This window comes from Phyllobacterium zundukense (assembly GCF_025452195.1).
Lineage (GTDB): Bacteria > Pseudomonadota > Alphaproteobacteria > Rhizobiales > Rhizobiaceae > Phyllobacterium > Phyllobacterium zundukense_A.
This window is the reverse complement of record NZ_CP104973.1, coordinates 2,253,588-2,274,123: the sequence shown is the minus strand read 5'-3', so window position 1 is coordinate 2,274,123 and position 20,536 is coordinate 2,253,588. Positions and strand designations below refer to the sequence as shown.

At 56.5% G+C, this 20,536-nt stretch carries 19 protein-coding genes, 1 tRNA gene and 2 pseudogenes; 6 read left to right on the top strand and 16 right to left on the bottom strand.

Annotation, left to right across the window (positions count from 1 at the left end; translation table 11 throughout):
- Positions 1-107: 107 nt before the first annotated feature.
- Positions 108-506 carry a hypothetical protein gene (locus tag N8E88_RS23555; RefSeq protein WP_262292702.1) on the top strand — a complete coding sequence of 133 codons (399 nt, stop codon included), beginning with the start codon at positions 108-110 and terminating at the stop codon, positions 504-506.
- A 70-nt stretch (positions 507-576) separates the two neighbouring features.
- Here N8E88_RS23555 and N8E88_RS23550 read toward each other — a convergent pair.
- A tRNA-Ile gene (locus tag N8E88_RS23550) sits at positions 577-653 on the bottom strand.
- Positions 654-787: 134 nt separating this feature from the next.
- Positions 788-1,816, bottom strand: coding sequence for a sugar-binding transcriptional regulator (locus N8E88_RS23545; RefSeq protein WP_410010607.1), 1,029 nt, complete (start codon positions 1,814-1,816; stop codon positions 788-790).
- A gap of 154 nt (positions 1,817-1,970) precedes the next feature.
- On the opposite strand from N8E88_RS23545, the gene N8E88_RS23540 reads away from it, so the two are divergent.
- Complete coding sequence (locus N8E88_RS23540) at positions 1,971-2,723, top strand: hypothetical protein (protein ID WP_262292701.1); 753 nt, start codon at positions 1,971-1,973, stop codon at positions 2,721-2,723.
- On the opposite strand, the gene ptsP is transcribed toward N8E88_RS23540, so the two are convergent.
- The 6 genes from ptsP to N8E88_RS23510 form a co-directional block, all read right to left on the bottom strand.
- Positions 2,691-4,682 carry a phosphoenolpyruvate--protein phosphotransferase gene (gene ptsP / locus N8E88_RS23535; RefSeq protein ID WP_262292700.1) on the bottom strand — a complete coding sequence of 664 codons (1,992 nt, stop codon included), beginning with the start codon at positions 4,680-4,682 and terminating at the stop codon, positions 2,691-2,693. The two genes, N8E88_RS23540 and ptsP, sit on opposite strands and share 33 nt — an antisense overlap.
- Before the next feature lie 23 nt (positions 4,683-4,705).
- Positions 4,706-5,083 (bottom strand): PTS glucitol/sorbitol transporter subunit IIA, encoded by a 378-nt coding sequence (locus N8E88_RS23530; protein ID WP_262292699.1) that lies wholly within the window; start codon positions 5,081-5,083, stop codon positions 4,706-4,708.
- Between the two features lie 30 nt (positions 5,084-5,113).
- Complete coding sequence (locus tag N8E88_RS23525) at positions 5,114-6,139, bottom strand: PTS glucitol/sorbitol transporter subunit IIB (protein ID WP_262292698.1); 1,026 nt, start codon at positions 6,137-6,139, stop codon at positions 5,114-5,116.
- A gap of 21 nt (positions 6,140-6,160) precedes the next feature.
- Positions 6,161-6,919 carry a PTS glucitol/sorbitol transporter subunit IIC gene (locus tag N8E88_RS23520; protein ID WP_114433041.1) on the bottom strand — a complete coding sequence of 253 codons (759 nt, stop codon included), beginning with the start codon at positions 6,917-6,919 and terminating at the stop codon, positions 6,161-6,163.
- A 41-nt stretch (positions 6,920-6,960) separates the two neighbouring features.
- Positions 6,961-7,395: a transcriptional regulator GutM gene (locus N8E88_RS23515; RefSeq protein WP_262292697.1), complete on the bottom strand. Its 435-nt coding sequence runs from the start codon at positions 7,393-7,395 to the stop codon at positions 6,961-6,963.
- A 212-nt stretch (positions 7,396-7,607) separates the two neighbouring features.
- Positions 7,608-7,862 (bottom strand): hypothetical protein, encoded by a 255-nt coding sequence (locus N8E88_RS23510; protein ID WP_262292696.1) that lies wholly within the window; start codon positions 7,860-7,862, stop codon positions 7,608-7,610.
- Positions 7,863-7,893: 31 nt separating this feature from the next.
- Here N8E88_RS23510 and N8E88_RS23505 point away from each other — a divergent pair, with 31 nt between their 5' ends.
- Positions 7,894-8,205 (top strand): hypothetical protein, encoded by a 312-nt coding sequence (locus N8E88_RS23505; protein ID WP_262292695.1) that lies wholly within the window; start codon positions 7,894-7,896, stop codon positions 8,203-8,205.
- Here the strand turns inward: N8E88_RS23505 and N8E88_RS23500 are convergent.
- The 5 genes and pseudogenes from N8E88_RS23500 to N8E88_RS23480 form a co-directional block, all read right to left on the bottom strand.
- On the bottom strand, positions 8,186-9,511 hold the full coding sequence (locus N8E88_RS23500) for an acetoin dehydrogenase dihydrolipoyllysine-residue acetyltransferase subunit (protein WP_262292694.1): 1,326 nt from the start codon (positions 9,509-9,511) through the stop codon (positions 8,186-8,188). The two genes, N8E88_RS23505 and N8E88_RS23500, sit on opposite strands and share 20 nt — an antisense overlap.
- 3 nt (positions 9,512-9,514) lie before the next feature.
- On the bottom strand, positions 9,515-10,513 hold the full coding sequence (locus N8E88_RS23495; protein WP_262292693.1) for an alpha-ketoacid dehydrogenase subunit beta: 999 nt from the start codon (positions 10,511-10,513) through the stop codon (positions 9,515-9,517).
- Positions 10,513-11,551 (bottom strand): annotated as a pseudogene (locus tag N8E88_RS23490) (thiamine pyrophosphate-dependent dehydrogenase E1 component subunit alpha). The gene N8E88_RS23495 and the pseudogene N8E88_RS23490 overlap by 1 nt, the downstream one beginning before the upstream one ends.
- 40 nt (positions 11,552-11,591) lie before the next feature.
- Positions 11,592-12,911 (bottom strand): NAD(P)H-dependent oxidoreductase, encoded by a 1,320-nt coding sequence (locus N8E88_RS23485; protein WP_262292692.1) that lies wholly within the window; start codon positions 12,909-12,911, stop codon positions 11,592-11,594.
- A 147-nt stretch (positions 12,912-13,058) separates the two neighbouring features.
- On the bottom strand, positions 13,059-13,352 hold the full coding sequence (locus N8E88_RS23480; RefSeq protein ID WP_262292691.1) for a hypothetical protein: 294 nt from the start codon (positions 13,350-13,352) through the stop codon (positions 13,059-13,061).
- A gap of 146 nt (positions 13,353-13,498) precedes the next feature.
- Between N8E88_RS23480 and N8E88_RS23475 the strand changes: the two genes are divergently transcribed.
- Entirely contained in the window at positions 13,499-14,230 is a 732-nt protein-coding gene (locus tag N8E88_RS23475) for an SIMPL domain-containing protein (RefSeq protein WP_262292690.1), read from the top strand.
- Between the two features lie 214 nt (positions 14,231-14,444).
- On the opposite strand, the gene N8E88_RS23470 is transcribed toward N8E88_RS23475, so the two are convergent.
- Positions 14,445-14,786, bottom strand: a complete 342-nt coding sequence (locus tag N8E88_RS23470; protein ID WP_262292689.1) for an antifreeze protein — start codon at positions 14,784-14,786, stop codon at positions 14,445-14,447.
- Between the two features lie 144 nt (positions 14,787-14,930).
- On the bottom strand, positions 14,931-15,386 hold the full coding sequence (locus N8E88_RS23465; RefSeq protein WP_262292688.1) for a YcgN family cysteine cluster protein: 456 nt from the start codon (positions 15,384-15,386) through the stop codon (positions 14,931-14,933).
- A gap of 216 nt (positions 15,387-15,602) precedes the next feature.
- On the opposite strand from N8E88_RS23465, the gene N8E88_RS23460 reads away from it, so the two are divergent.
- Positions 15,603-17,654, top strand: coding sequence for an OmpA family protein (locus tag N8E88_RS23460; protein WP_262292687.1), 2,052 nt, complete (start codon positions 15,603-15,605; stop codon positions 17,652-17,654).
- Between the two features lie 122 nt (positions 17,655-17,776).
- A complete protein-coding gene (locus tag N8E88_RS23455; RefSeq protein WP_114430477.1) occupies positions 17,777-18,301 on the top strand; it encodes a TIGR00645 family protein in 525 nt (174 codons plus the stop codon).
- A 66-nt stretch (positions 18,302-18,367) separates the two neighbouring features.
- Here N8E88_RS23455 and rpoD read toward each other — a convergent pair.
- Positions 18,368-20,396 (bottom strand): annotated as a pseudogene (gene rpoD, locus N8E88_RS23450) (RNA polymerase sigma factor RpoD).
- Positions 20,397-20,536: the final 140 nt, after the last annotated feature.

The following is a 20,536-nucleotide window of genomic DNA, read 5'->3' as shown; positions in this document are numbered from 1 at the left end:
AGCATACAAAGCTCATTCTTAATGCTTAATGCAGCTTGCTGGAAACCACTGTCGCTCGCGTGTATTGTGCACGGTATCATTGAATTCTGGTTCAGGGGGAGCCAAAAATGCCACAGATTTCTCAACTTTTCTTCAAGACGGCCATCGTATGCCTTATCATCGGGCTGGCGATGGGCCTGCAAATGGGCATGTCCGGAAACCATACGGTGGTTGCTGCTCACGCACACCTCAACCTTTTGGGCTGGGTTTCCTGTTCCATTTTCGGCGGCTATTACGCACTTAATCCATCCAAGGCAGTCAAGAGATTGGCTATGGTTCACTACGTGGTCTACACGCTTGGTCTGATCGTCATGCTGCCGGCGCTCTACTTCATGGAACTGGGCAATCGCCAGTTGGAACCGCTCGTCGGGATAGGATCACTAGTCATTTTCGCTGGCGTATTGATCTTCGCGGTGGTGATGTTCTCGAAGGAGATCGCGGCTGTGTCCGAAGCCAGACGGGTCTGAGCCGGTTTATCCTCACGAGGGCCGATGAACAAAAAGGCTTAGCGATTTCTCGCCAAGCCTTTGAAATTGTTGGTGGGCCCGGAGGGACTCGAACCCCCAACCAAGCGGTTATGAGCCGCCGGCTCTAACCAATTGAGCTACAGGCCCCACCTGAAATCAGACGCAGTGGAATTGGCCGCGCGTCTCCCGCGATCAATAACGGGAAAAATCGCGAATGCAATCCCTGACTTGGATTACCCGGCGCTCTTGTTTTGATTTCCAACGGAAATTGCAGGCAAAGCTCAACCATTTTCCTGTTCGGCAAGCACCAACAAGCGGCGGGCACTTTCCTCATCGGTGATGAACACTGTCGGACGAACGAGCGCCATAGCGCCATAAAGCGCCTTGATCTTTTCCTTGCCGCCAGATGTCAATACCCGCGCCGGCACGCGTTGCACCGTGTCGATGCCAACGGACATGACGAGGTCATGGATAGGATGATCCACCAGCCGGCCCTGTTTGTCGTAAAAATGGAACAAAAGATCGCCAACTGCGCCACGCTCCGCCAGGGAAGCCTGATGTCCCTGATTAAGGAAACCGATGTGATAGGGCGTGCTCGACGCTGTTTCGATGGCTCCTACACTCAGAAGCACGAGGTCTAGATCCTCGGCCATCTCGAACACGCTTTTGAGGCCGCAGCGTTCAATCAAGGCGGTTTTGGTCTCGATACTGTCCACCATGGCAGGAGCGGGAATGAGATAGCCATCGCCCTGGAACAACTGTGCGAATTGCCAGGCAAATTCCGCCGGGTTGAACCGCCGTGGCTGGCTGATGCCGCCAAGCAGCGAGATAACCGTAAAGTTCTCAAGCGCCCGTGCTTCGAGATAGGACAAGGTGTTGAGAAGCGTCCGCCCCCAACCGACGCCGACGCGCATGCCATTGCTGACGATCCCGGAAAGATAGTCTCCGGTGGCTGCCGCTATCGCCGGGATCGGGTCGTTATCCGGATGGGACAATGGCGCGATGATCACCTTGTCGAGACCGAATTGCTTTTCAACCTGCCTTTCCAGTGCGACGAGGTCCGAAAGATAGCCCTGGATTCCGATCTTGACCTCGTTGCGCGCCCGCGCTTCGGCCAGCATGCGCACAATGGTCACGCGTCCGACGCCGAGGATTTCGGCTATCTCGTTCTGCGTCATCTGCTCGATATAGTACATCCAGGCGGCGCGCATACGCATCCGGCTGATCTTGGTGTCCGGCTGCCCCACATCCAGAGGAGTCTTTTGGAGGCTCTTCGCCGTACCATTCGTTCGCTTGCGTCGATCGCTCAATCATCCCCCCTTTGATCGCTCCCGTTCCTCCAAAGCAGCAATGCTGCATCAAAGCCGGCGCGACCTGCACACTACACCTCACGAGAATGTTGTTTAGCAAGCCAAGAAAAAAAGGTACAAACGATTATCCACTTGCGCGCAGAGGTACGCCATCATGATCCGGGATATTTCAAGCGATATTGTCGTCAGTTTGAAAGACCGGCTGCGCGATGTACGCCACCTGATCAGGGCAAGCCGGCAGGATAGCAAGCCCGTTCATCAGGATCTGCCGGATCTTCTGTTCGGCAAGGCCGCCCGCGTCATGGACAAGGCTTTGACGGCCGCAGAGACAATTTCGATCTCTCTGGTTTCGCAAGATCCGGCTGCCCATTCGACAACCATCGAAGCGCGTGGTCTCGATGTCTATTTTCCCGTCGATGCCAGCAAAGGCGAGGCGCTGTTCCGGCGCGACGTCTACTACCTTACGAAGCGTATCCTGAGCGTTTTGGGATCACGCAATGCGCTCATTCACGAATCAACATTCGCATCCGTGCATGCGACAGTGATTCGCCGCCACGAGGCTTTGTTGTCTGGCGCTAAGGATGGCGATCTGAACGACATTGCGGAAGCATGCGCCCGACTGGCCATCGAGCTGCAATCACAGTATCAACCGGCCCATTTGCCATTGCCCGGCTATACCGGACAGCAGCCGGATCTGGACACCCAGTATTTGTGCTTTTCCGCCATCGCCCTTGCGATCGGTCTTGCCACCTATGCAGATCATGAACCGGGCGACGAAAGATTGGTCGAGAGCGCGTTATTGGCTTTGCAGGCCCGCGAGGACAAATTCAATCAGGCAATCGGCGCACCGGATAAGGTGAAAGCCTTGTCAGGCCTATTCGCCTTCTTGATTCCCCATTTGCCCTAGTTCCAAAACGCATTTCTTTGCGCGTTGAATGGAGGCCGGACTCATGCTGAGTTCCGTCAGCCCCATTTTGACGAATGCCGGGATGAGATCAGCGCGGCCAGCTGCCTCGCCGCACATACCGACCATGATTCCAGCCTCGACACCGGCTTTCGCCGTAAGTTCGATAGCTGTCATTACCGCCGGATGCGTCACGTCATTCAACTTCGCAACTGTCGGGTTGAGGCGATCAGCTGCCATGATGTATTGGGTCAGATCATTGGTACCGATGGAAAAGAACGCAACCTCTTTGGCCAGCATGGGTGCAATCATGACGGCTGCTGGTGTCTCGACCATGACACCAAGGTCGAAATTCGCGTAGTCCCTCCCCTCTGCTTTGAGTTCTGCGGCACACTCGTCGATCAGGCTGCGCGTAGCGCGAACTTCGCCAAGATCCGAGACCATCGGCAACATGACCTTGATGTTGCCATGTACGGCGGCACGCAGGAGCGCACGCAATTGCGGTTTGAAAACATCCGGACGGTCGAGGCACATGCGAATACCGCGCCAGCCCAAAAACGGATTTTCTTCATCCGGAAAATCAATACCGGATATCGGCTTGTCGCCGCCGATATCCAGCGTGCGGACAATCACAGGATATGGCGCGAACGCTTTGGCAAGCGTAGTGTAGGTTTCGGTCTGCAAATCTTCAGATGGCAAGTGAATGTGCCGCATGAAGAGCAGTTCGGTGCGAAATAGCCCAACGCCCATGGCACCGGCTTCCTGCGCCGCTTCGATCTCCTCCAGTGAGCCGAGATTGGCTGCGATCTCGATGATCGTTCCGTCGGCGCGTTTCGGTACGATATCCTTATAAGCCTTCAATGCCTGCCTTTCCGTTTCGGCTACGCCGATTTGCACATGGAAACGATCGATCGTCACCTGGTCCGGATCGGGGAAGACATCTCCATTATTGCCATCCAGCGCAACGCTCTTGACCTGCTGCAATTCCTGCACGGAATGTCCAAGCCCGAGAACCGCAGGGATCCCGTGGGCTCGGGCAATGATCGCGACATGCGATGTAGCACCACCATGGCCGCATATCACACCGGCAATACGCTTCAATGGCGCGCGGGCCAGATCCCATGCGCCGATATCGTCGGCGATAAGAATTGAACCGGAAGGAATAGCGTCAAGATTGGCATCGTCCTGCCCCAGCAGCGCAAGGCAAATCTGCCGCCCGACTGCATTTACGTCATCAGCCCGGGCATTGAGGTAAGGATCATCCATTGAAGCGAAATCCGCCGCAATTCGTGACGTGGCGCCAATGACGGCAGAAATCGCATCCATGCCTTCTCTCACCAGCGCTTCTGCAGCCTGTGTGAGTTCATCGTCACAGGCAATATCCTTGAGAGCGGCGATAATGCCACGGTCGCTTTCTGCAAGATCCGTCGCGGCCAATGACATATCCATACGATGCTGCACCGTCGCAAAAGCTTGGGTCAGCCGGCTGGTTTCTGCCGGTATTTCGTCCGCTGCGAGCAGGCGGTCTTCATGTCTGATTTCCCCCGGGAAAAAGCCGAAGGCTGGTCCGATGGCAAAGCCTTCGCTGGCGGCGACCCCGCGCAATTTGCCCGAGGCTGAGGCGTTGGAATTTGCCGAGAAGGCCTTGGGCCGAACAGAGGCGGCTTCGACGGATGCTGTTTCAGCTCCTTCCTCCTCTGCCGTGCCTGCATGCGGATCTTCAAGGTATCCGATCAGTGCCTCGATAGCCTCGATCTCATCCGCACCACGCGCCCTTACGGTAACTGTCTCGTTTTCTTTGACGCCCAGCAGCATCAGCTTCACGGAACTCTTTGCACTGACGGATTTGTCGGCCTTGATCAGCTCGATATCCGATTCGAAACCCTTTGCGAGTTTGACAAATCTGGTGGCTGGCCGCGCATGCAATCCGTCATGCACCCGCACTATTGTCGAGCGTTCCATTCAAATCTCTCTTCGATAATTCATTACCCGATGGTAATCGTCGTTCCAATTTTCAACGCCGATACCAATTCAGCCGTATCGACTTCCGATGCGCAAATTTCACCTGGGCGTTCAACTTGGTCGGACCCATTGAACGTAATCACCACATGTCCAATATCTTTGACCTTCTGCCAGGCATAGTCGCCAATACCCGTGATGCTGGCAGATACGTCACCAATACGGATTGCGGCCCCCACTGGCGGTGTCTCGTCAGAAGGCTTGCCCTCTACAGCGTGCAGGATCGAAACTTCTGCAAGCTCAGGCGGCGCGCCATCCGCAAACAGGATGACAACGCCTCCCTCGGCAAGATCCGCCACCTCAGGCCCAACGGCTGTTACCCGTGTTTTCAATAGGACTGACATATGGCGAACCTCTTTTTCTTCTTAGTGAACTCAAAATACGATCAGGCTGACGATCCAGGCTATGACGACCGATACGGGGCCCATGATCTGGCGACTGATCAAAACCGCTGGCACACCGATTTCGATCGTCTTGGGCTTGGCTTCACCCAACGCCAGACCAACCGGAACAAAGTCACAACCCACCTGCGTATTATAGGCGAACAGTGCAGGCAGAGCCATTGCCGGTGAAATCGTGCCGTTGGCAATCTGCGGTCCGATAATCGCCACACCGATAACCTGGGCGATAACTGCACCTGGTCCCAAGATCGGCGACAGGAACGGCAGGCCGCAGATGGCTGATAGGATCAGCAAACCGACGATATTGTTGGCAAGCGGTCCCATTGGTTGCGCCAGCACATCGCCAATCCCGGTATAAAGGATGAAGCCGATCAGCATGGTCACAAACGCCATGAACGGCAGGACGTTGCGCACGACCTGATCGATGGTACGGCGACCGGCATTGAAGAAAATGCCGACCACACGGCCCATAGCTCGGCCGATAGTGCTAATAAAGCCTATTAACCCACCTTCACCGTTGTCCGACGCTGCAGTCCGGCTTGCCATGGATGCGGCAAGTTCTGCGGGCGTGGGCGGCGAGTCCTGGGACGATCTTGCTCCCGGAACCGCAGCAGCTTGCGATCCATCAGCCATCTCGATATTGGCCTCTTTCACGCCTGAAACGTAGATATCCTCAGTAATGAACTGCGCCAACGGTCCTGCTTGGCCGACCGGCGTCAGATTGACGGTCGGAATACGTTTGCGTGGATAAACACCGCAGCGGGCCGTACCGCCGCAGTCGACGACAACAACGCCCATCTCTCCTTCAACCGGCGGCGCCTTGAAACCGTCAACCGCCTCTCCGCCCGTGAGTTCTGCAATGCGGCGTGCGACGGGATGAATGCCGCCACCGGTGACGGACACGACCTTGTTGCGCTCAGGCGTCAGCTGAATGACCAGGGGGCCGCCCCAACCATTGCTGCCTCTGGAAATTTTTACTGCCTTATAGGTCTTTGACATTTTGCTTCTCCCCGCCCCGACTTAAAGTTCAATGCCCTGACGGCGCGCCATGATGGCAGTAATACGCTCGGTCAGCATGCCCTTGAGAAGGATGACAACCAGACCAACGAGCGCATACCAGATGGCGACGTTGATGTGATAGCCGACGGGAACCGCGCCTTTTTTCTCAAGTTCGAGAAGCGCGACGAGAATACCGCCCCAGACGAAATATTCGCCGGGATTAATGTGCGGGAACAGACCAAGCGGCGGATGCACATAGGATACGGCCGCATCGTAGAACGCGGGCTTGTGCTTTTCTTCGAGGAATGAACCGAACGTATAAGCCATCGGGTTCGTGAGGAAGAAGACGGACAGCACGGGCAAGACGGTGTAGCGCGTCAGCGCGATACGGCCTGCACCCCGGGCGATACCATGCACGCGTTCTTCGCCGACAAGCTCCGTCAAAGCGTAGAATGCGGTCATCAGCACGACAAGCGTCGGGATAATGCCTGTTACAAATCCGGCGAAAACCTCGCCGCCCTTCTGGAAGATACCGATAAAGTATTTACCGACGTTGGTCAGCCAGCCGAGTTGCTCCTCCTGCTGGACGTTCTTCAGCTTGTCCTTGAATTCCTCGACGGTGATATCTCCCGTCGATTGCGCAAGCACGACAAGATCGTTGCCCGCATGCGTGATGGCCTGCTTGCCGTGGAGCGCCGCATCGGAGACCATCGATCCCGCCACCGAAATATGGTGCGCGGCGATGTCCGCATGTTGCGCCAGCATTGTTAAAATTGACATGTTCCCTCCTTCCTTATCGACCGTTTTTCAAACGGTCGTCCCTATGCGTTGACTGGCTTGATCCCGATTAGACCGGACCGTTTCGGCTCGGCCCTGGCCTTGTCGATCTGTTCGATTGCACGCTCCGCGGCCTTGGCGATATTCGGCTCCCCCAGACCCGTCATCGCAGGATCGGTGCGCAATGCACTCAATGAGATACCCTCAAACTCCTCGCGCCGCTTGAATTTCGCAAAAACTGATCTGCCGCTCATCACGAGAAAACGCTGAACCACGAGGTCCGGCGTGACGAGAATGAGAACGATCACGCCTTTGCCAAAACGGCCGCGAACATTGCCCGCGCCAACAAAACCATCATTGTATTTGGAAGTGATGCCCTTCATCACATCGCTGTAGTGGCGCATCTGGTACCAGACGCCCAGTGATTGCAACGCCCACAAAATCCCAAGGGCCAGCAATCCCCATTGCCACATTGCCATGTCTTCAACCTCCCAACGCCCGACCGCAAACATATGCTATGATCGAACGAAAAAATATAGAACATTTGTTTTTTGTAATGTCAATATGTATGATTTCGGTTCTGTTAAAACTTGGCTTGTGCTGCATCACAGCGTATGACGTGATACAATGAATTTAAAGGTGAGAAGGCATGGATTTTCTGTTCAGAGACGAATTGGTCCATATGCCGGATTTACGGCACCGGCTTCGTCAACTGCGTTGGTTTCGCATGGCTTTCCGCAAGAATGCCGCGCTGATTGCGGAGCATTATGGTTATCATTTTACCATCGATGAAACCAGGCTGACCAAGGCTTTTCTCAACTGGGTCGAGACGGTTGAACAACAAAAGTCCTATGCCCAGATTGATCGCAAGGATTTCATCATCTTCGCTGCGGGCCTTGTGCTCAAAGAGCTTATCACCATAGGACCAGCAACGGTCCGAAGCCATCCCAAGCAGAGCAGAATCGCAGCTGACAGAAATGCAGGAGATTATCGCGTTCTGGCCCGAAGGGTTCCTCTACACCAATTACTGTGTCGGCGCGATCGCCGCAATTTGCGAGCAGGAATTCGGTACCACTCCGAAGATCGACGCATGCGCGGACGATCTGCGCACATGGTGGTCGTACCGCGAGAACGTCCGCGAGATTCCAGATCAAGCGATCGCCTTTCTCGACAGGTTCCTCGGCGCGGAGCCCAACTGGATCATGCCAAATCTGGCTTCAGCCCGCAGTGCCATTCAGCGGGCGCTCGTTTCGCCGAAGTCGAGCAGCACTACGCTACCGAACGGCTGATCTCTGCCAGTATCCGCATGATCTTTTCTCGCTGTTCCAGCTGCGGCATATGTCCGGTCCCGGCAAAGAGATGCACAGCGATTTCGCCCGGCAGCCCGGCGGCATGTGTCGCCGGGATCACCCGATCGGCTGCTCCGAAAATCACACGGACCGGAATGGTCAAGTTGGCAAGGGTCGACCTGACATCGATGACCTGCGTTCCGTCAGCGAAAAAACGGTCGGCAACGAGCTGCTGAGCGTCGCGCAAAGCCACGTTCTGCGATTGAGCCAGCGTTGCGCTGATAAATGGCTTGGTCAAAAGACTTTCATCCTGCACCAGCTGCTTCATCCACGCAACGAGGCTCGGCTCGGTACGGGCGCGGACGAACCCCGACAGAAACGCACCATTGATTTCAGGTCCAAGCCCGGCTGATGCCATCAGAACCAGCGCACGAATGTCGAGATGGCTGCGGGCAGCCACTTCGGTCGCAACCGCGCCGCCAAACGAATGTGCCACCAGGATTATTGGTCCAGAGTGACAGGCAGCAACGGTTTGCTCAACCAGTTCGGCAATCGCATGCAGGTCATCTGGAACGGTGTGCGGCGAAGCACCATGACCGGGCAGATCGATGGCAAGGATCGGATTGTCCAGCGTTCCACCGCCCAGCATCGGTCTCCAGCTGTTGAGATCGGAGCCGAACCCATGGATCAGGACAAGCGGTGCAAGCTCCGAGTTCTTGCCTTCACGCAGCCATGCCGCATGAAGCGGAGCACCGGCTTGAACGGCAGGTTCGCGAACCTGTACAACTGGCTTCGTGGCCGCCGCACCCTGCGGGGTGGCAATTTCGACATCTTTCTTCTGGATGCGTCCCTTAGGTCCCGAGCCTGAAACCGATGTCAGATCAATGCCGGCTTCCTTGGCAACCCGCCGGGCAAGCGGCGTTGCACGAACTCCGTCGGCTTTACCGGCGATCGTTACCGTCGTTGCAGGCGGGGTTTCTTTTGATTCCGCCGCAGGCTTTGCCTCTGGCGCAACTACTGCCGGTGCATCTGCAATATTTGTTGGTGCCACAGCCGTGAAAGCCTCACCTTCGGCAAATATCCACGCTACAGCCTGGCCGACAGGAACTGTCGTCCCCTCCGCCGCCGTGACATTGCGTAAAATGCCCGAAGACGGCGCGTCCACTTCCATGGCGGCCTTGTCAGTCTCGATTTCGAACAGCACCTGCCCTTTGGTGACAGCTTCGCCATCCTTGGCGTACCAGCGCGAAATCTGGCCGCTTTCCATATCCATGTCGACCTTGGGAAGGATGACCTCGACGGGCATGGCTTAACGTATCCCTTTAACGAGATCGCGAGCACTCTTCAGGATACCAGGCACTTGCGGCACCGTGGCCTTCTCTAGCTCCGGATTATAGGGAATAGGCGTTTCCGCACCACCAAGGCGCACGATAGGCGCATCGAGATAGTCAAAGGCCTCGCTTTCGGCGATCATCGCGCTGACTTCCGCCCCGATGCCGAGCGTCTTCACGCCTTCATAAACGCACATCAGCTTCGACGTCTTTTTGACACTGGCGATAATGGTTTCCTTGTCCATCGGACGTACGGTGCGCAAATCGACGACCTCGACATTGATGCCTTCATTCTCGAGCTCACGCGCCGCTTCCAGTGCCTTGTGAACCATGATGGCCGAAGCAACGATGGTCAGGTCAGTTCCTTCGCGTACGACAGCAGCCTTGCCTATCGGCACGGTATAATGCCCTTCCGGAACGTGACCCTTCATCTTGTAGAGCAGCTTGTGCTCGAAAATCATGACGGGATCCGGGTCTTCGATAGCCGCGAGCAGCATGCCCTTGGCATCATACGGTGTCGACGGCTGGATAACCTTCAGGCCAGGTACGTGACCGAACCACGCTTCAAGGCTTTGGCTGTGTTGCGCCGCTGCCCCTGTACCGGAGCCGGCGGGAAAACGCATCACCAGAGGCACCGAGACAGCGCCGCCGAGCATATAGCGAATCTTCGCCGCCTGATTGACGATCTGTTCCATCGCCAGCGCGGCGAAATCCGAAAACTGGAATTCGAAGATCGGCCGCATTCCGGTCAAGGCCGCACCGACGGCAACGCCCGCACCGCCAAGCTCGGAGATGGGCGTATCCATCACCCGGTCTTCACCGAAACGATGCACGAGGTCACCGGTCACCTGAAAAGCGCCGCCGTAGACGCCGATATCCTCGCCCATCAGAAACACGCGGTCATCGGCCTCCATGGCAATGGCCATGGCTTCCTGGATTGCCTGCGAATAGCTCAGTTCGCGGATTATCTCGTCCATCAAATTTCAACCGTGTAAACGTCGCGTGTCAGGTTATCGAGGGTAGGCGATGGGCTGTTCCTGGCGAATTCGATGGCGTTTGCGATCTCTTTCTCGGCATCCGCGCGAGATCGCCGCAATGTCGGCGTCAGTTACGAAACCGAATTCCTTCAGCTGATCTTCGAACAGATGGATCGGATCGCGATTGCTGATCCAGTCCTCGATCTCCTCTTTTGTCCGGTAGCGGTTGCGGTCGCTCTTCGAATGACCGCGATGACGATAGGTCTTGCACTCGATGAGGGTTGGTCCCTCACCCCGACGCGCCCGCTCCACCGCATCGTGTGAGGCTTCGGCGACATCGGAGAGATTGTTACCATCGACGACAACGCCCGGCATGTTGTAGGCGACCGCGCGATCAGCAACGTTGGCAACAGCCGTTGAACGCTTGGTTGAAGTGGACATGCCATAGCCGTTGTTCTCGCAGACGAAGACCACCGGCAGCTTCCAGATTGAAGCCATGTTGAGCGCTTCGTGAAACGCGCCCTCATTGTTGGCGCCATCGCCGAAATAGGAGATGACGACCTTGCCGTTCTTCTGCTTCTTTGCGGACAGAGCAGCGCCAACCGCAATGGGGATACCGCCCCCGACGATGCCGTTCGCCCCGAGATTGCCCTTGGAGACGTCGGCGATATGCATGGAGCCGCCACGGCCCTTGCAGTAACCGGTTTCCTTGCCGAAAAATTCGGCGAACATTTTCGAGACTTCCGCACCCTTGGCGATGCAGTGACCATGACCGCGATGCGTCGAGGTGATCATGTCATCTTCGGCGAGCGGCATCGAAATGCCGACCGCACTCGCTTCCTGACCGATGGAGAGGTGCATGGTGCCGTGGATAAGACCGCGCGTATACGACTCCTCTGCGCCCTCTTCGAAGCGACGTATCAGATACATCTTGCGCAGTGCTTCCTTCAGCTGCTCCGGCGGATAATGCCGAAATGCGAAGGGAAGGTTGCTACCATCGTCATGGCGCTTGGCGCTTGAATTTCTGGCGGATGCCATATCGGCACTCCCTGTCTGATTTTAGAGACGCTTTCGAGGCTTACGCCCCATAAACCAGCCTGTCCTGGCGGGCCCTGAGTTCGACGATCTTGGAGCCTTGCGCGGGGGCGGCATTGGCGCTGGTGATGAGTTCACCCTTCTTGATCGGGTGGGTGACGCTGCCGCCCTGCAAGAGGCCGCAGGGGATGGCCCCGGCGCTTCGTGCTTCTTCAGCGGTCATGATCCAGGCGCGGTAGCAATATTCGCCAATCGCATCGAGCCGGTCGCCGGGTTTCAGGTCCTTCTTGGCGACGGCACAGACCTCGGCAACCGGTTTGGCCAGCGGCACCATGTCGGCCTTGCCGTAGAGCACGACGCGGGCGCAGGTCAGCGGCACCTCGAGCGAGGTCAGGTGATAGGGCCGATGGAACGTGAAATACGGACCCTTGCCCATCTTCAGGTCCTCCATGCGCTCCGAGATGCGCGGATGCGACATGTCGGCGACGACGAAGACGCCCGGCGCCACGCCCTTGCCGATCGAATAGTCGACGACACCGACCCTTGAGAGCACGCCGCCGTCTTTTTCCGGCACCAGCACCTTCGACAGCTGGTCGAGCGTTGCCGCCGGACCATGCATGCCCGGCTTGTCGGGGACGAGCCCGGTGGCATTGGCGATCGCCGCCATCTCCACCATGGTCTTCGAGCCGTCGACGAACTCGACCAGCATGCGCACATTCATGTGGCGGCGCCTGGCTTCTTCCTCGTAATCGTCGGGTATGGCATCGATGTTGAGCGGGTTGTTCTTGCCCTTGCCGGCGGCGACGATCGGATGGCCCATGGCCGAGACGAATTCGATCAGTTCCATGCATGAGGACGGCTCATCGCCGGCACCCAGCGAATAGGTGACGCCGAGCCGGTCGGCCTCGCTCTTGAGGTACGCGCCGATGGTCACGTCCGCCTCGACATTCATCATGACGAGATGTTTGCCGTGCTCCATTGCCTTCAGGCCGATCTCGGCCCCGACCGCCGGCACCCCGGTCGCATCGATGACCACATCGATCAGATCGTTCGCAAGGATCAGACCGGCATCATCGGTGACGGCGATCTTGCCGGCCTCCATCGCTTCCGTCAGCGCCGACGCATTCGACACCTCGCGCGAATGGCCCTGTTCCTGGTAGGCGATGTCGACGGCCTTCAGGGCATTGGCCATGTTCAGTTCGGAAATCGCCCCGATCTCGATGCCGGGCATATGCGCCACACGCGTGACGATATCGGTGCCCATCTCGCCCGAACCGATCAGGCCGATGCGGATCGGACGGCCCGTTTCCGCCCGCGCCTGCATGTCCCGCGCCAATCCCGTCAATGCAACATTCGTAGCCATCAATGCCTCCCTGTGCCAGCCTCTGATGGGGACTTCGAGGCTGGTCAATCAAGACATCGAATATTGAACATTTGTATTTTAGTCAAGACCTATGTGCAGAATAGCCCGAGGAATACCGCAGGCGGATTCGACCCCCGCGAGCACCGTTCACTCGAAGCGATGCCCTTCCCGTTCCGGATCACGCGAAATCTCTGCCTCCTCGTCATCATCGGGCAGAGCCTCGTCGCTTTCCTGGTATGGATTATCGTCGTCTTCCTCCGAGAGACCTGCATCATCCGGTTCGACCTGCCGTTCACCCAGAATGGCAAGCTCATCGTCGGCTTGCATCTCCGCTTCGCCGGTTCCGATATCATCCAAGTCCGGTGTTTCGATGGGCACAGTCGATGCCGGTTCCCGGGGCTCAATGCGTTCAGGGCTGTTCTTGGGTTCTTTACCAGACATGTCATGCTCCTTTAGTTGCAAAGGAAACGTCTCAGAAACTGTTTGGATGCATAAAATGCGTAGGTCTTCGAATGTTTTGCCTTTTGCCCTAATCCACCCATAATCACCTGCGACGCAACAGCTCCACGTCACTTGGGGAGATATCCATGACATCGAAATTTGTAAGCCTGGCCTTTGCGACAACCGCAATGATGGCAGTGCCGTTCGCCGCATTGGCCGACGAAACACCGCGTCCACGCATTGTCGTGACTGGCGAGGGCCAAGCGGCATCAGCGCCGGACATGGCCATTGTTTCAATGGTGGTGCTGCAGGAGAAGCCCACCGCGCGCGAAGCGCTGACGGCTAACAATGAAGCCATGGCCAAGGTACTCGACGCAATGAAGAAGGCAGGCATCGCCGAACGCGACCTGCAGACGTCAGGCTTCAATATCGAGCCTCGTTATGTCTACCCTGACAACAAGGATAATACACAACCGCCGGAAGCACCGAAGATTGTCGGCTACGCTGTTTCCAACTCATTGACTGTACGCGTGCGTGATCTGAAGAAGGTTGGCGATATTCTCGATCAGTCCGTGACGCTTGGCGTCAATCAGGGCGGCAACCTCACCTTCACCAATGACAAACCCGAGGCAATTGTCGAAGAAGCCCGCAAGAACGCCGTTGCAAATGCATTGGCCAAAGCGAAGACCCTGACGGAAGCTGCAGGTGTTGGTCTCGGCAAAGTGCTTGAGATCAGCGAGCAGTCCTACAGCCCTCGCCCGATGCCGATGGGCCAAGCCAAGATGATGGCGGCCGCACCCGCGGATTCAGTTCCTGTAGCTGCGGGCGAAAACACCTACAATGTGAATGTCAACGTCACGTTTGAATTGAAGAATTGACCTGATCAATTCTTGGAAATGAAAAAAGGGTGCCAGTCGGCACCCTTTTTGCTTCTTGTGGTAAATGGCTTAGAGTCCGTTTGGAAAGTCGCTGCGGCGAGTTAGATGGCGTGGTTTTCGAGAACCGGAGCGTAGCGTACATAAAGTACGTGAGCACCGGAAGCACAGAAAACCGCGTCAGATGACCGCTGCAGTAGACTTTCGAGATGGGCTATTAGCGGATGATCGGGCAGCCTGGCGCACGGGCAAACACAACGGCAGTGCGAAGACCCCGCCTCCATCCGGATACACGAACGACGTTGCGATTAACGACTACCCGTGGGTTGCGGATACCCATGCGGCTCGCCTTGCTGGCAGCCTGGCCAGGGGTGCAAGCGCGATATGGGCGATGGCCATAGCGATATTGGACATCGACAAGTGGAGCGGAAGTTGTCCCGTGCTGGACGACGATCGGTGAAGCAAGTGCTGGTGCCGCGAACGATGTGTTGGCGCCGAGGATGGCACCGATGCTGATCGCAGCGCCGACTGCAAGCAGCTTGAGTGAAAGACTAGCCATATGAGCGTTCTCCTGTTTGATTGTCCGGGTTTTGGGGGAAAGCGTTTTTCAGACATTCTGAAAACCGGACAGGCCCCCTTGTCCCACAGACGATCTGAACAAATCCTCAACGCATCATTCACACAGCGTTCACTTGGAAACCGCTCAGGATGGCAATTTTTCTCGCATCATATGATCAAAATAATCTTCGTCCTCTTTCAATTCGTGATCGAACGCAGTGATCTTGCCCCGTACCGAGATCCCGGCTTCATGGACTGTTTCGGGGTTCCCTGAAACAAGCGGATGCCACCAATGAAGATCCTTCCCCTCATCGATCAGACGGTAACCACACGTCTCCGGCAACCAATCGACTGTCCGTACGATTTCCGGCGTCAAGAATACGCAATCGGGCACCTTTTTCTTGCGATGTATATAGTCTGAACACTGGCACGTACCGGCGTCCAGCAAGGTGCAAGCCACTGTTGTGAAATAGATTTCTTCCGTGTCCTCGTCTTCCAGCTTGTGTAGACAGCAGCGCCCGCAGCCATCGCACAGGCTCTCCCATTCCGAGCGGTTCAGCTCATCCAGAGTCTTGGTTTTCCAGAACGGTTCTTTCGACATGCGCTCAAATACATCCGGGGCGATCCCGCGTCCACGTTTTTAACATGAACGCGGGATGAACAGCGTCTTCACTTGGGATACAGACTGCCCCTGCAATCCTTCGTCCATTGCTAACCACGATCGCACCAGACAAACCGTTGCCACAAACGGGAACAAGGTTGCGATCGCAAACATTTGACGTGTTTCAACAATAAGAAACGCGAGACAGGGATGAACATGAAACGGACAGCACTCTTTTTTGCATCGACGGCGATTCTCTTTTCTTCACCGGCGGCAATGGCAGATCAGCCCCCAATCAACCGGCCCTTCATCTCCTCGAACAGCAATGTACCCTCACAAATGTTGGCGCAGGCGGACGAGACCGCGCCTCAGGCGGAAGAACCTGTCGAGGAGCTGAAAAAGCCCAAAGGCGGGCGTCAGGCAGAAGAGGCAAAGAAACGGGCCTCTGAGGAAACGGAGGCTGCGGCGAAGGAACAGCAGAAGGCCGAAGAGCAGGCGAAACGCCAAGCCGATCAAGCCGCCAAGGCCTCTGAAAAAGAATCTGAACAGAAGGCCGAAGAGGCGAAACGCGCTGCAAATGCGGAAGCTGACAAAGCCGCCAAGCAACAAAACGCGATAGAAGAAGAAGCAAAACAGAAGGCCGCACAAGAAGCCAAGGCTGCAAAAGCAGCCGAAAAGGAAGCGGCGCAGGAGGCCGAAAAAGCCAGACGGGCCACTGAAGCCGAATCCAATAAAGCCGCCAAGCAGCAAAAAGCTGTAGAAGAGGAAGCGCGAAAGAAGGCAGCGGCAGAATCCGATGCCGCAAATGCGACCGAGAAGCAAACAGCCAAGGAGGCGGAAAAGGTCAAGAAGACGACCGAGCGGGAAGCGGATAAGGCTGCTGAAGCGCAAAAGGCCGCCGAGGACGAAGCCCGCAAGAAGACCGATAGCGCCCAGAAGGCGGCGGACAAGCAAACCGACAAGGCTGCCGAAGAAGCGAAGAAGGCAACCGATAAGGCTGCAAAGGAAACGCCGCCAGCTCCTGCACCCGACGCGCCCGCTACCGCTGAACAGCCGTCGCGGGCGGCGCCGGCAACACCGGCAGAGTCGACCACCAAGGAAGCCAAGCCCGTCGATCCCGCCACCGGCAAAGCCGTGCAGCAGGAAGCTTCGCCTTTACCGGAGAATGCTGCTCCAGCACTCGACAGCGCCAAACGGGCTCCCGCCGGAGAGGCGTCCGATAAAACCAAGCGGGGGCAAACAGCCGAAGCTCCTGCGGATCAAAAATCTGTTGCCCAGCAGCCAGCCACTGCAGCGGCCCCGCCAAGGAACGATGCGGATGTTCAACAGGAGCTTGCTCCCGTCAAGATCGATTCCGTACTAACGGAAAAGGGTACCCGCACCAGGGAGCGCAGGCCTGATGAGCGTCCAGGCGATGTACAGGTAGTCAAGAAATTCGGAGACCGGACCGTCGTCAATATCGACAACAACGTCTATGTCGAGAGCTCCGACCGGCCACGTATGTCACGCGATTCGAAGGACGTGTATTACGAAGAGTTGCCTCGTAACCGCACGAGAGAAATCATCGTTCGCGACAATGGCGTCCAGATTGTCACGATCCGCAATCGCTATGGCGATGTGATCAGGCGCTCACGCGTCATGCCGGACGGCCACGAGGTTGTGCTGACATACACGCCCGACTACGACCGTGAGGAGCGTCTGGAATGGCGTGATCCAGGTGATGACCTGCCGCCGCTCGCACTCAACATTCCGGTTCGAGACTATATACTGGACGCGGAAGAGGCCCCTCAGGAAGAGGTGTACGAATTCTTCGAGCAGCCCCCAGTGGAACGAGTCGAACGCATCTATTCGATCGACGAGGTCAAGCGCTCGGCGCGTATTCGCGACAAGGTTCGCCGCGTCGATCTCGATACAATCACATTCCAGTTCGGCTCGGCAGATGTCGGCGAGGACCAGATCAGCCACATTGAAAGCGTCGCTAAGGCAATGGCGCAAATCCTCAAGAAGAATCCCGCCGAGACTTTCCTGATCGAGGGTCACACCGACGCCGTCGGGTCCGACCAGGCAAACCTTGTCCTTTCGGACAGGCGGGCGGAATCGGTGGCCCAGGCGCTGACCAATGTCTTCGATATTCCGCCTGAGAACATGGCTACCCAAGGCTATGGCGAGCAATATCTGAAGATCAAAGCCGACGGCCCGGAACAGGAGAACCGCCGCGTCGCCATTCGCCGCATCACACCGCTGGTTGCCCCGGTCGCCAGCAACTGACACCGGCCTTCCAACGAAAAACCCGGACTTAGGCCCGGGTTTTTTGTGTTAAATCCTTGAGTTCGGGTATGTTGTCGCTATTTGTTGACCTGAGCCCGATTGTTCAACCGGACCCTTATTTTATGAAACGTCTTGAAATCTTCGTCGAAAACATCATCCTCGCTTCGCGCTGGCTCCTGGTCGTCTTCTATCTTGGCCTTGCCGCAGCGCTTGCAATTTACGCGTTCTCTTTCGCCGGCAAGCTGGTGGACTTCGTATCCAAGGTCACCATCCTCAACGAAACCGATACTATCCTCAAAATGCTCAGCCTGATCGATGCAGCGCTGGTCGCCAGCCTCGTCGTCATGGTCATCATTTCAGGCTATGAGAATTTCGTCAGCCGCTTCGATCAAGCCGATGAGGTTCACTGGCTTGGCACGATCGATGCGGGATCGCTCAAGATCAAGGTCGCATCGACCATTGTCGCCATATCGTCGATTCATTTGCTGCAGGTCTTTCTGAACCTGACCCAGTTCAGTACCGAACAGTTGACATGGTTCACCGTAATCCACCTTGCCTTCGTGTTCTCGGCGCTGTTTCTCGCCTATATCGACAAGCTGATGGTGAAGGACAAGGGCGACAAGAAGGCAGAAGAGCCATCGCTTTGAACGAACCGCATAACAAAAAAGCCCGGCACTTGGCCGGGCTTTTTTGTTTGTCGTGACTTCAGAATATCAGCTGTCGAGGAACGAACGCAGCTTTCTGGAGCGGCTCGGATGCTTCAGCTTGCGCAGTGCCTTTGCTTCGATCTGACGAATACGCTCACGGGTCACCGAGAACTGCTGGCCAACTTCTTCCAGAGTATGGTCGGTGTTCATGCCGATGCCGAAACGCATGCGCAGCACGCGTTCTTCACGCGGTGTCAATGAAGCCAGAACCCGCGTTGTCGTATCACGCAAATTGGCCTGAATGGCAGCGTCGATCGGCAGCAGCGCATTCTTGTCCTCGATGAAATCGCCGAGATGCGAGATCTTCCTCGTCGCCAACCGGTGTTTCGAGTGAGATCGGTTCCTTGGCAATCTTCAACACCTTGCGCACCTTCTCAAGTGGCATGGCGAGCTTTTCAGCAAGCTCTTCCGGCGTCGGTTCACGGCCGATTTCATGCAGCATCTGGCGCGATGTGCGAACGATCTTGTTGATCGTCTCGATCATATGCACCGGAATACGGATGGTGCGCGCCTGATCGGCGATCGAACGGGTGATCGCTTGACGAATCCACCAGGTCGCATAGGTCGAGAACTTGTAACCGCGACGGTATTCGAATTTGTCCACCGCCTTCATCAGGCCGATATTGCCCTCCTGGATCAGATCGAGGAACTGCAAACCGCGGTTGGTATATTTCTTGGCGATGGAAATAACGAGACGCAGGTTTGCCTCGACCATTTCCTTCTTGGCGAGCGCAGCTTCACGTTCGCCTTTCTGCACCTGATTGACGATGCGGCGGAATTCCGAGATCGAAATGGCGGTTTCTTGCGCCATGTTCTGAATTTCCGTGCGCAGGTTCTTGATCGTCTCTTTTTCGTTCTTGGTATATTCCTTCCAGCCGCGCGTCGTCAGATTGGAAACAGCCTTCAACCAGTTCGGATCGAGCTCGTTACCCTGATATTCCTTGAGGAAGTCCTCGCGGCGTACCCCATAAGATTCGGCAAGACGCAGCAGGCGCCCTTCGTTCTGAACGAGACGCTTGTTGATGTCGTAAAGCTGGGCGACCAGGGCTTCGATACGGTTCTGGTTCAGTGATAGCGACTTGACCGCCTTGATCAGCTGATCCTTGAGTTCCTTGTAGCGGCGCTCCTGACTCGGTGATAGCGATCCGGAAGCAGCAAGGCGGTTTTCCACCTGCTGGTCCTGCAACTTGCGCAGCTTCTTGTAGGTATCGGCAATAACGTCGAGGGTTTCCATGACCTGCGGACGCAACTCGGCTTCCATCGCGGCAAGCGACAGATTTGCCTCATCATCCTCGTCGTCATCTTCTTCGACGGGCGTATCACCGCCGACATTGGTGATATCGTCATCGTCGCGGCGGCTGCGCATCCGATCATTGGCCGCAGCCGGCTTCTCTTCTTCGACGCGTTCGATCACCGGAGCCTGTTTGGCTTCCGGCCCCGCATAGGTCGTTTCAAGGTCGATGATTTCACGCAGCAGGATCTTCGACTCGTTCAGATCCTCGCGCCAGATGATGATCGCCTGGAAGGTCAGTGGGCTTTCGCAGAGACCCGAGATCATGGTTTCGCGACCCGCCTCGATGCGCTTGGCAATGGCGATTTCGCCTTCGCGCGACAACAGTTCGACCGTGCCCATCTCGCGCAGATACATGCGGACAGGATCGTCGGTGCGATCGGTCGGTTCCTTTTTGGTGGTCGTGGGCGCTACGGCAGTCCCAGTCGACTCCGCAAGTTCGCGGGCATCGCTTTCCTCGTCGGCGCTGTTGTCTGTTTCTTCGGCGTCAGCGTCCTGCTCGTCATCTTCGACAACGTTGATGCCCATGTCACTCAACATGGCCATGGTGTCTTCGATCTGTTCGGAAGTGACCTCTTCGGATGGCAGAACTGCATTGAGTTCGTCCATCGTGACATAGCCGCGTTTTTTCGCGAGCTTGATCATCTTCTTGACAGCGTCATCGGAAAGGTCGAGAAGCGGTCCGTCTGGCGCGCCTTCGCGCTCGACTTCTACTTCTTCGTTTTCCTTTGCCTTCGTTGCCATATTCTATATCTCCAAGCGGTGTTCGCTTTGTTCCCCTGATGGGCGCTTTGTTCATGCATGAAAACAACGAGCGCGGCAGCGCACCGGTTCCCCTACACCATCAAGGTATAATGATCGACTAGCCGAAATCCTGTTAATGG

Coding starts and splice junctions, on each gene's coding strand:
- N8E88_RS23525 (WP_262292698.1), bottom strand. CDS start 6,139: ATGTCAAAGACCTATAAGGCAGTAAAAATTTCCAGAGGCAGCAATGGT.
- N8E88_RS23540 (WP_262292701.1), top strand. CDS start 1,971: ATGATCCGGGATATTTCAAGCGATATTGTCGTCAGTTTGAAAGACCGG.
- N8E88_RS23460 (WP_262292687.1), top strand. CDS start 15,603: ATGAAACGGACAGCACTCTTTTTTGCATCGACGGCGATTCTCTTTTCT.
- N8E88_RS23485 (WP_262292692.1), bottom strand. CDS start 12,911: ATGGCTACGAATGTTGCATTGACGGGATTGGCGCGGGACATGCAGGCG.
- N8E88_RS23510 (WP_262292696.1), bottom strand. CDS start 7,862: ATGGCTTCGGACCGTTGCTGGTCCTATGGTGATAAGCTCTTTGAGCAC.
- N8E88_RS23505 (WP_262292695.1), top strand. CDS start 7,894: ATGCAGGAGATTATCGCGTTCTGGCCCGAAGGGTTCCTCTACACCAAT.
- N8E88_RS23530 (WP_262292699.1), bottom strand. CDS start 5,083: ATGTCAGTCCTATTGAAAACACGGGTAACAGCCGTTGGGCCTGAGGTG.
- N8E88_RS23515 (WP_262292697.1), bottom strand. CDS start 7,395: ATGGCAATGTGGCAATGGGGATTGCTGGCCCTTGGGATTTTGTGGGCG.
- N8E88_RS23500 (WP_262292694.1), bottom strand. CDS start 9,511: ATGCCCGTCGAGGTCATCCTTCCCAAGGTCGACATGGATATGGAAAGC.
- N8E88_RS23520 (WP_114433041.1), bottom strand. CDS start 6,919: ATGTCAATTTTAACAATGCTGGCGCAACATGCGGACATCGCCGCGCAC.
- N8E88_RS23465 (WP_262292688.1), bottom strand. CDS start 15,386: ATGTCGAAAGAACCGTTCTGGAAAACCAAGACTCTGGATGAGCTGAAC.
- N8E88_RS23480 (WP_262292691.1), bottom strand. CDS start 13,352: ATGTCTGGTAAAGAACCCAAGAACAGCCCTGAACGCATTGAGCCCCGG.
- N8E88_RS23455 (WP_114430477.1), top strand. CDS start 17,777: ATGAAACGTCTTGAAATCTTCGTCGAAAACATCATCCTCGCTTCGCGC.
- N8E88_RS23555 (WP_262292702.1), top strand. CDS start 108: ATGCCACAGATTTCTCAACTTTTCTTCAAGACGGCCATCGTATGCCTT.
- N8E88_RS23475 (WP_262292690.1), top strand. CDS start 13,499: ATGACATCGAAATTTGTAAGCCTGGCCTTTGCGACAACCGCAATGATG.
- ptsP (WP_262292700.1), bottom strand. CDS start 4,682: ATGGAACGCTCGACAATAGTGCGGGTGCATGACGGATTGCATGCGCGG.
- N8E88_RS23495 (WP_262292693.1), bottom strand. CDS start 10,513: ATGGACGAGATAATCCGCGAACTGAGCTATTCGCAGGCAATCCAGGAA.
- N8E88_RS23470 (WP_262292689.1), bottom strand. CDS start 14,786: ATGGCTAGTCTTTCACTCAAGCTGCTTGCAGTCGGCGCTGCGATCAGC.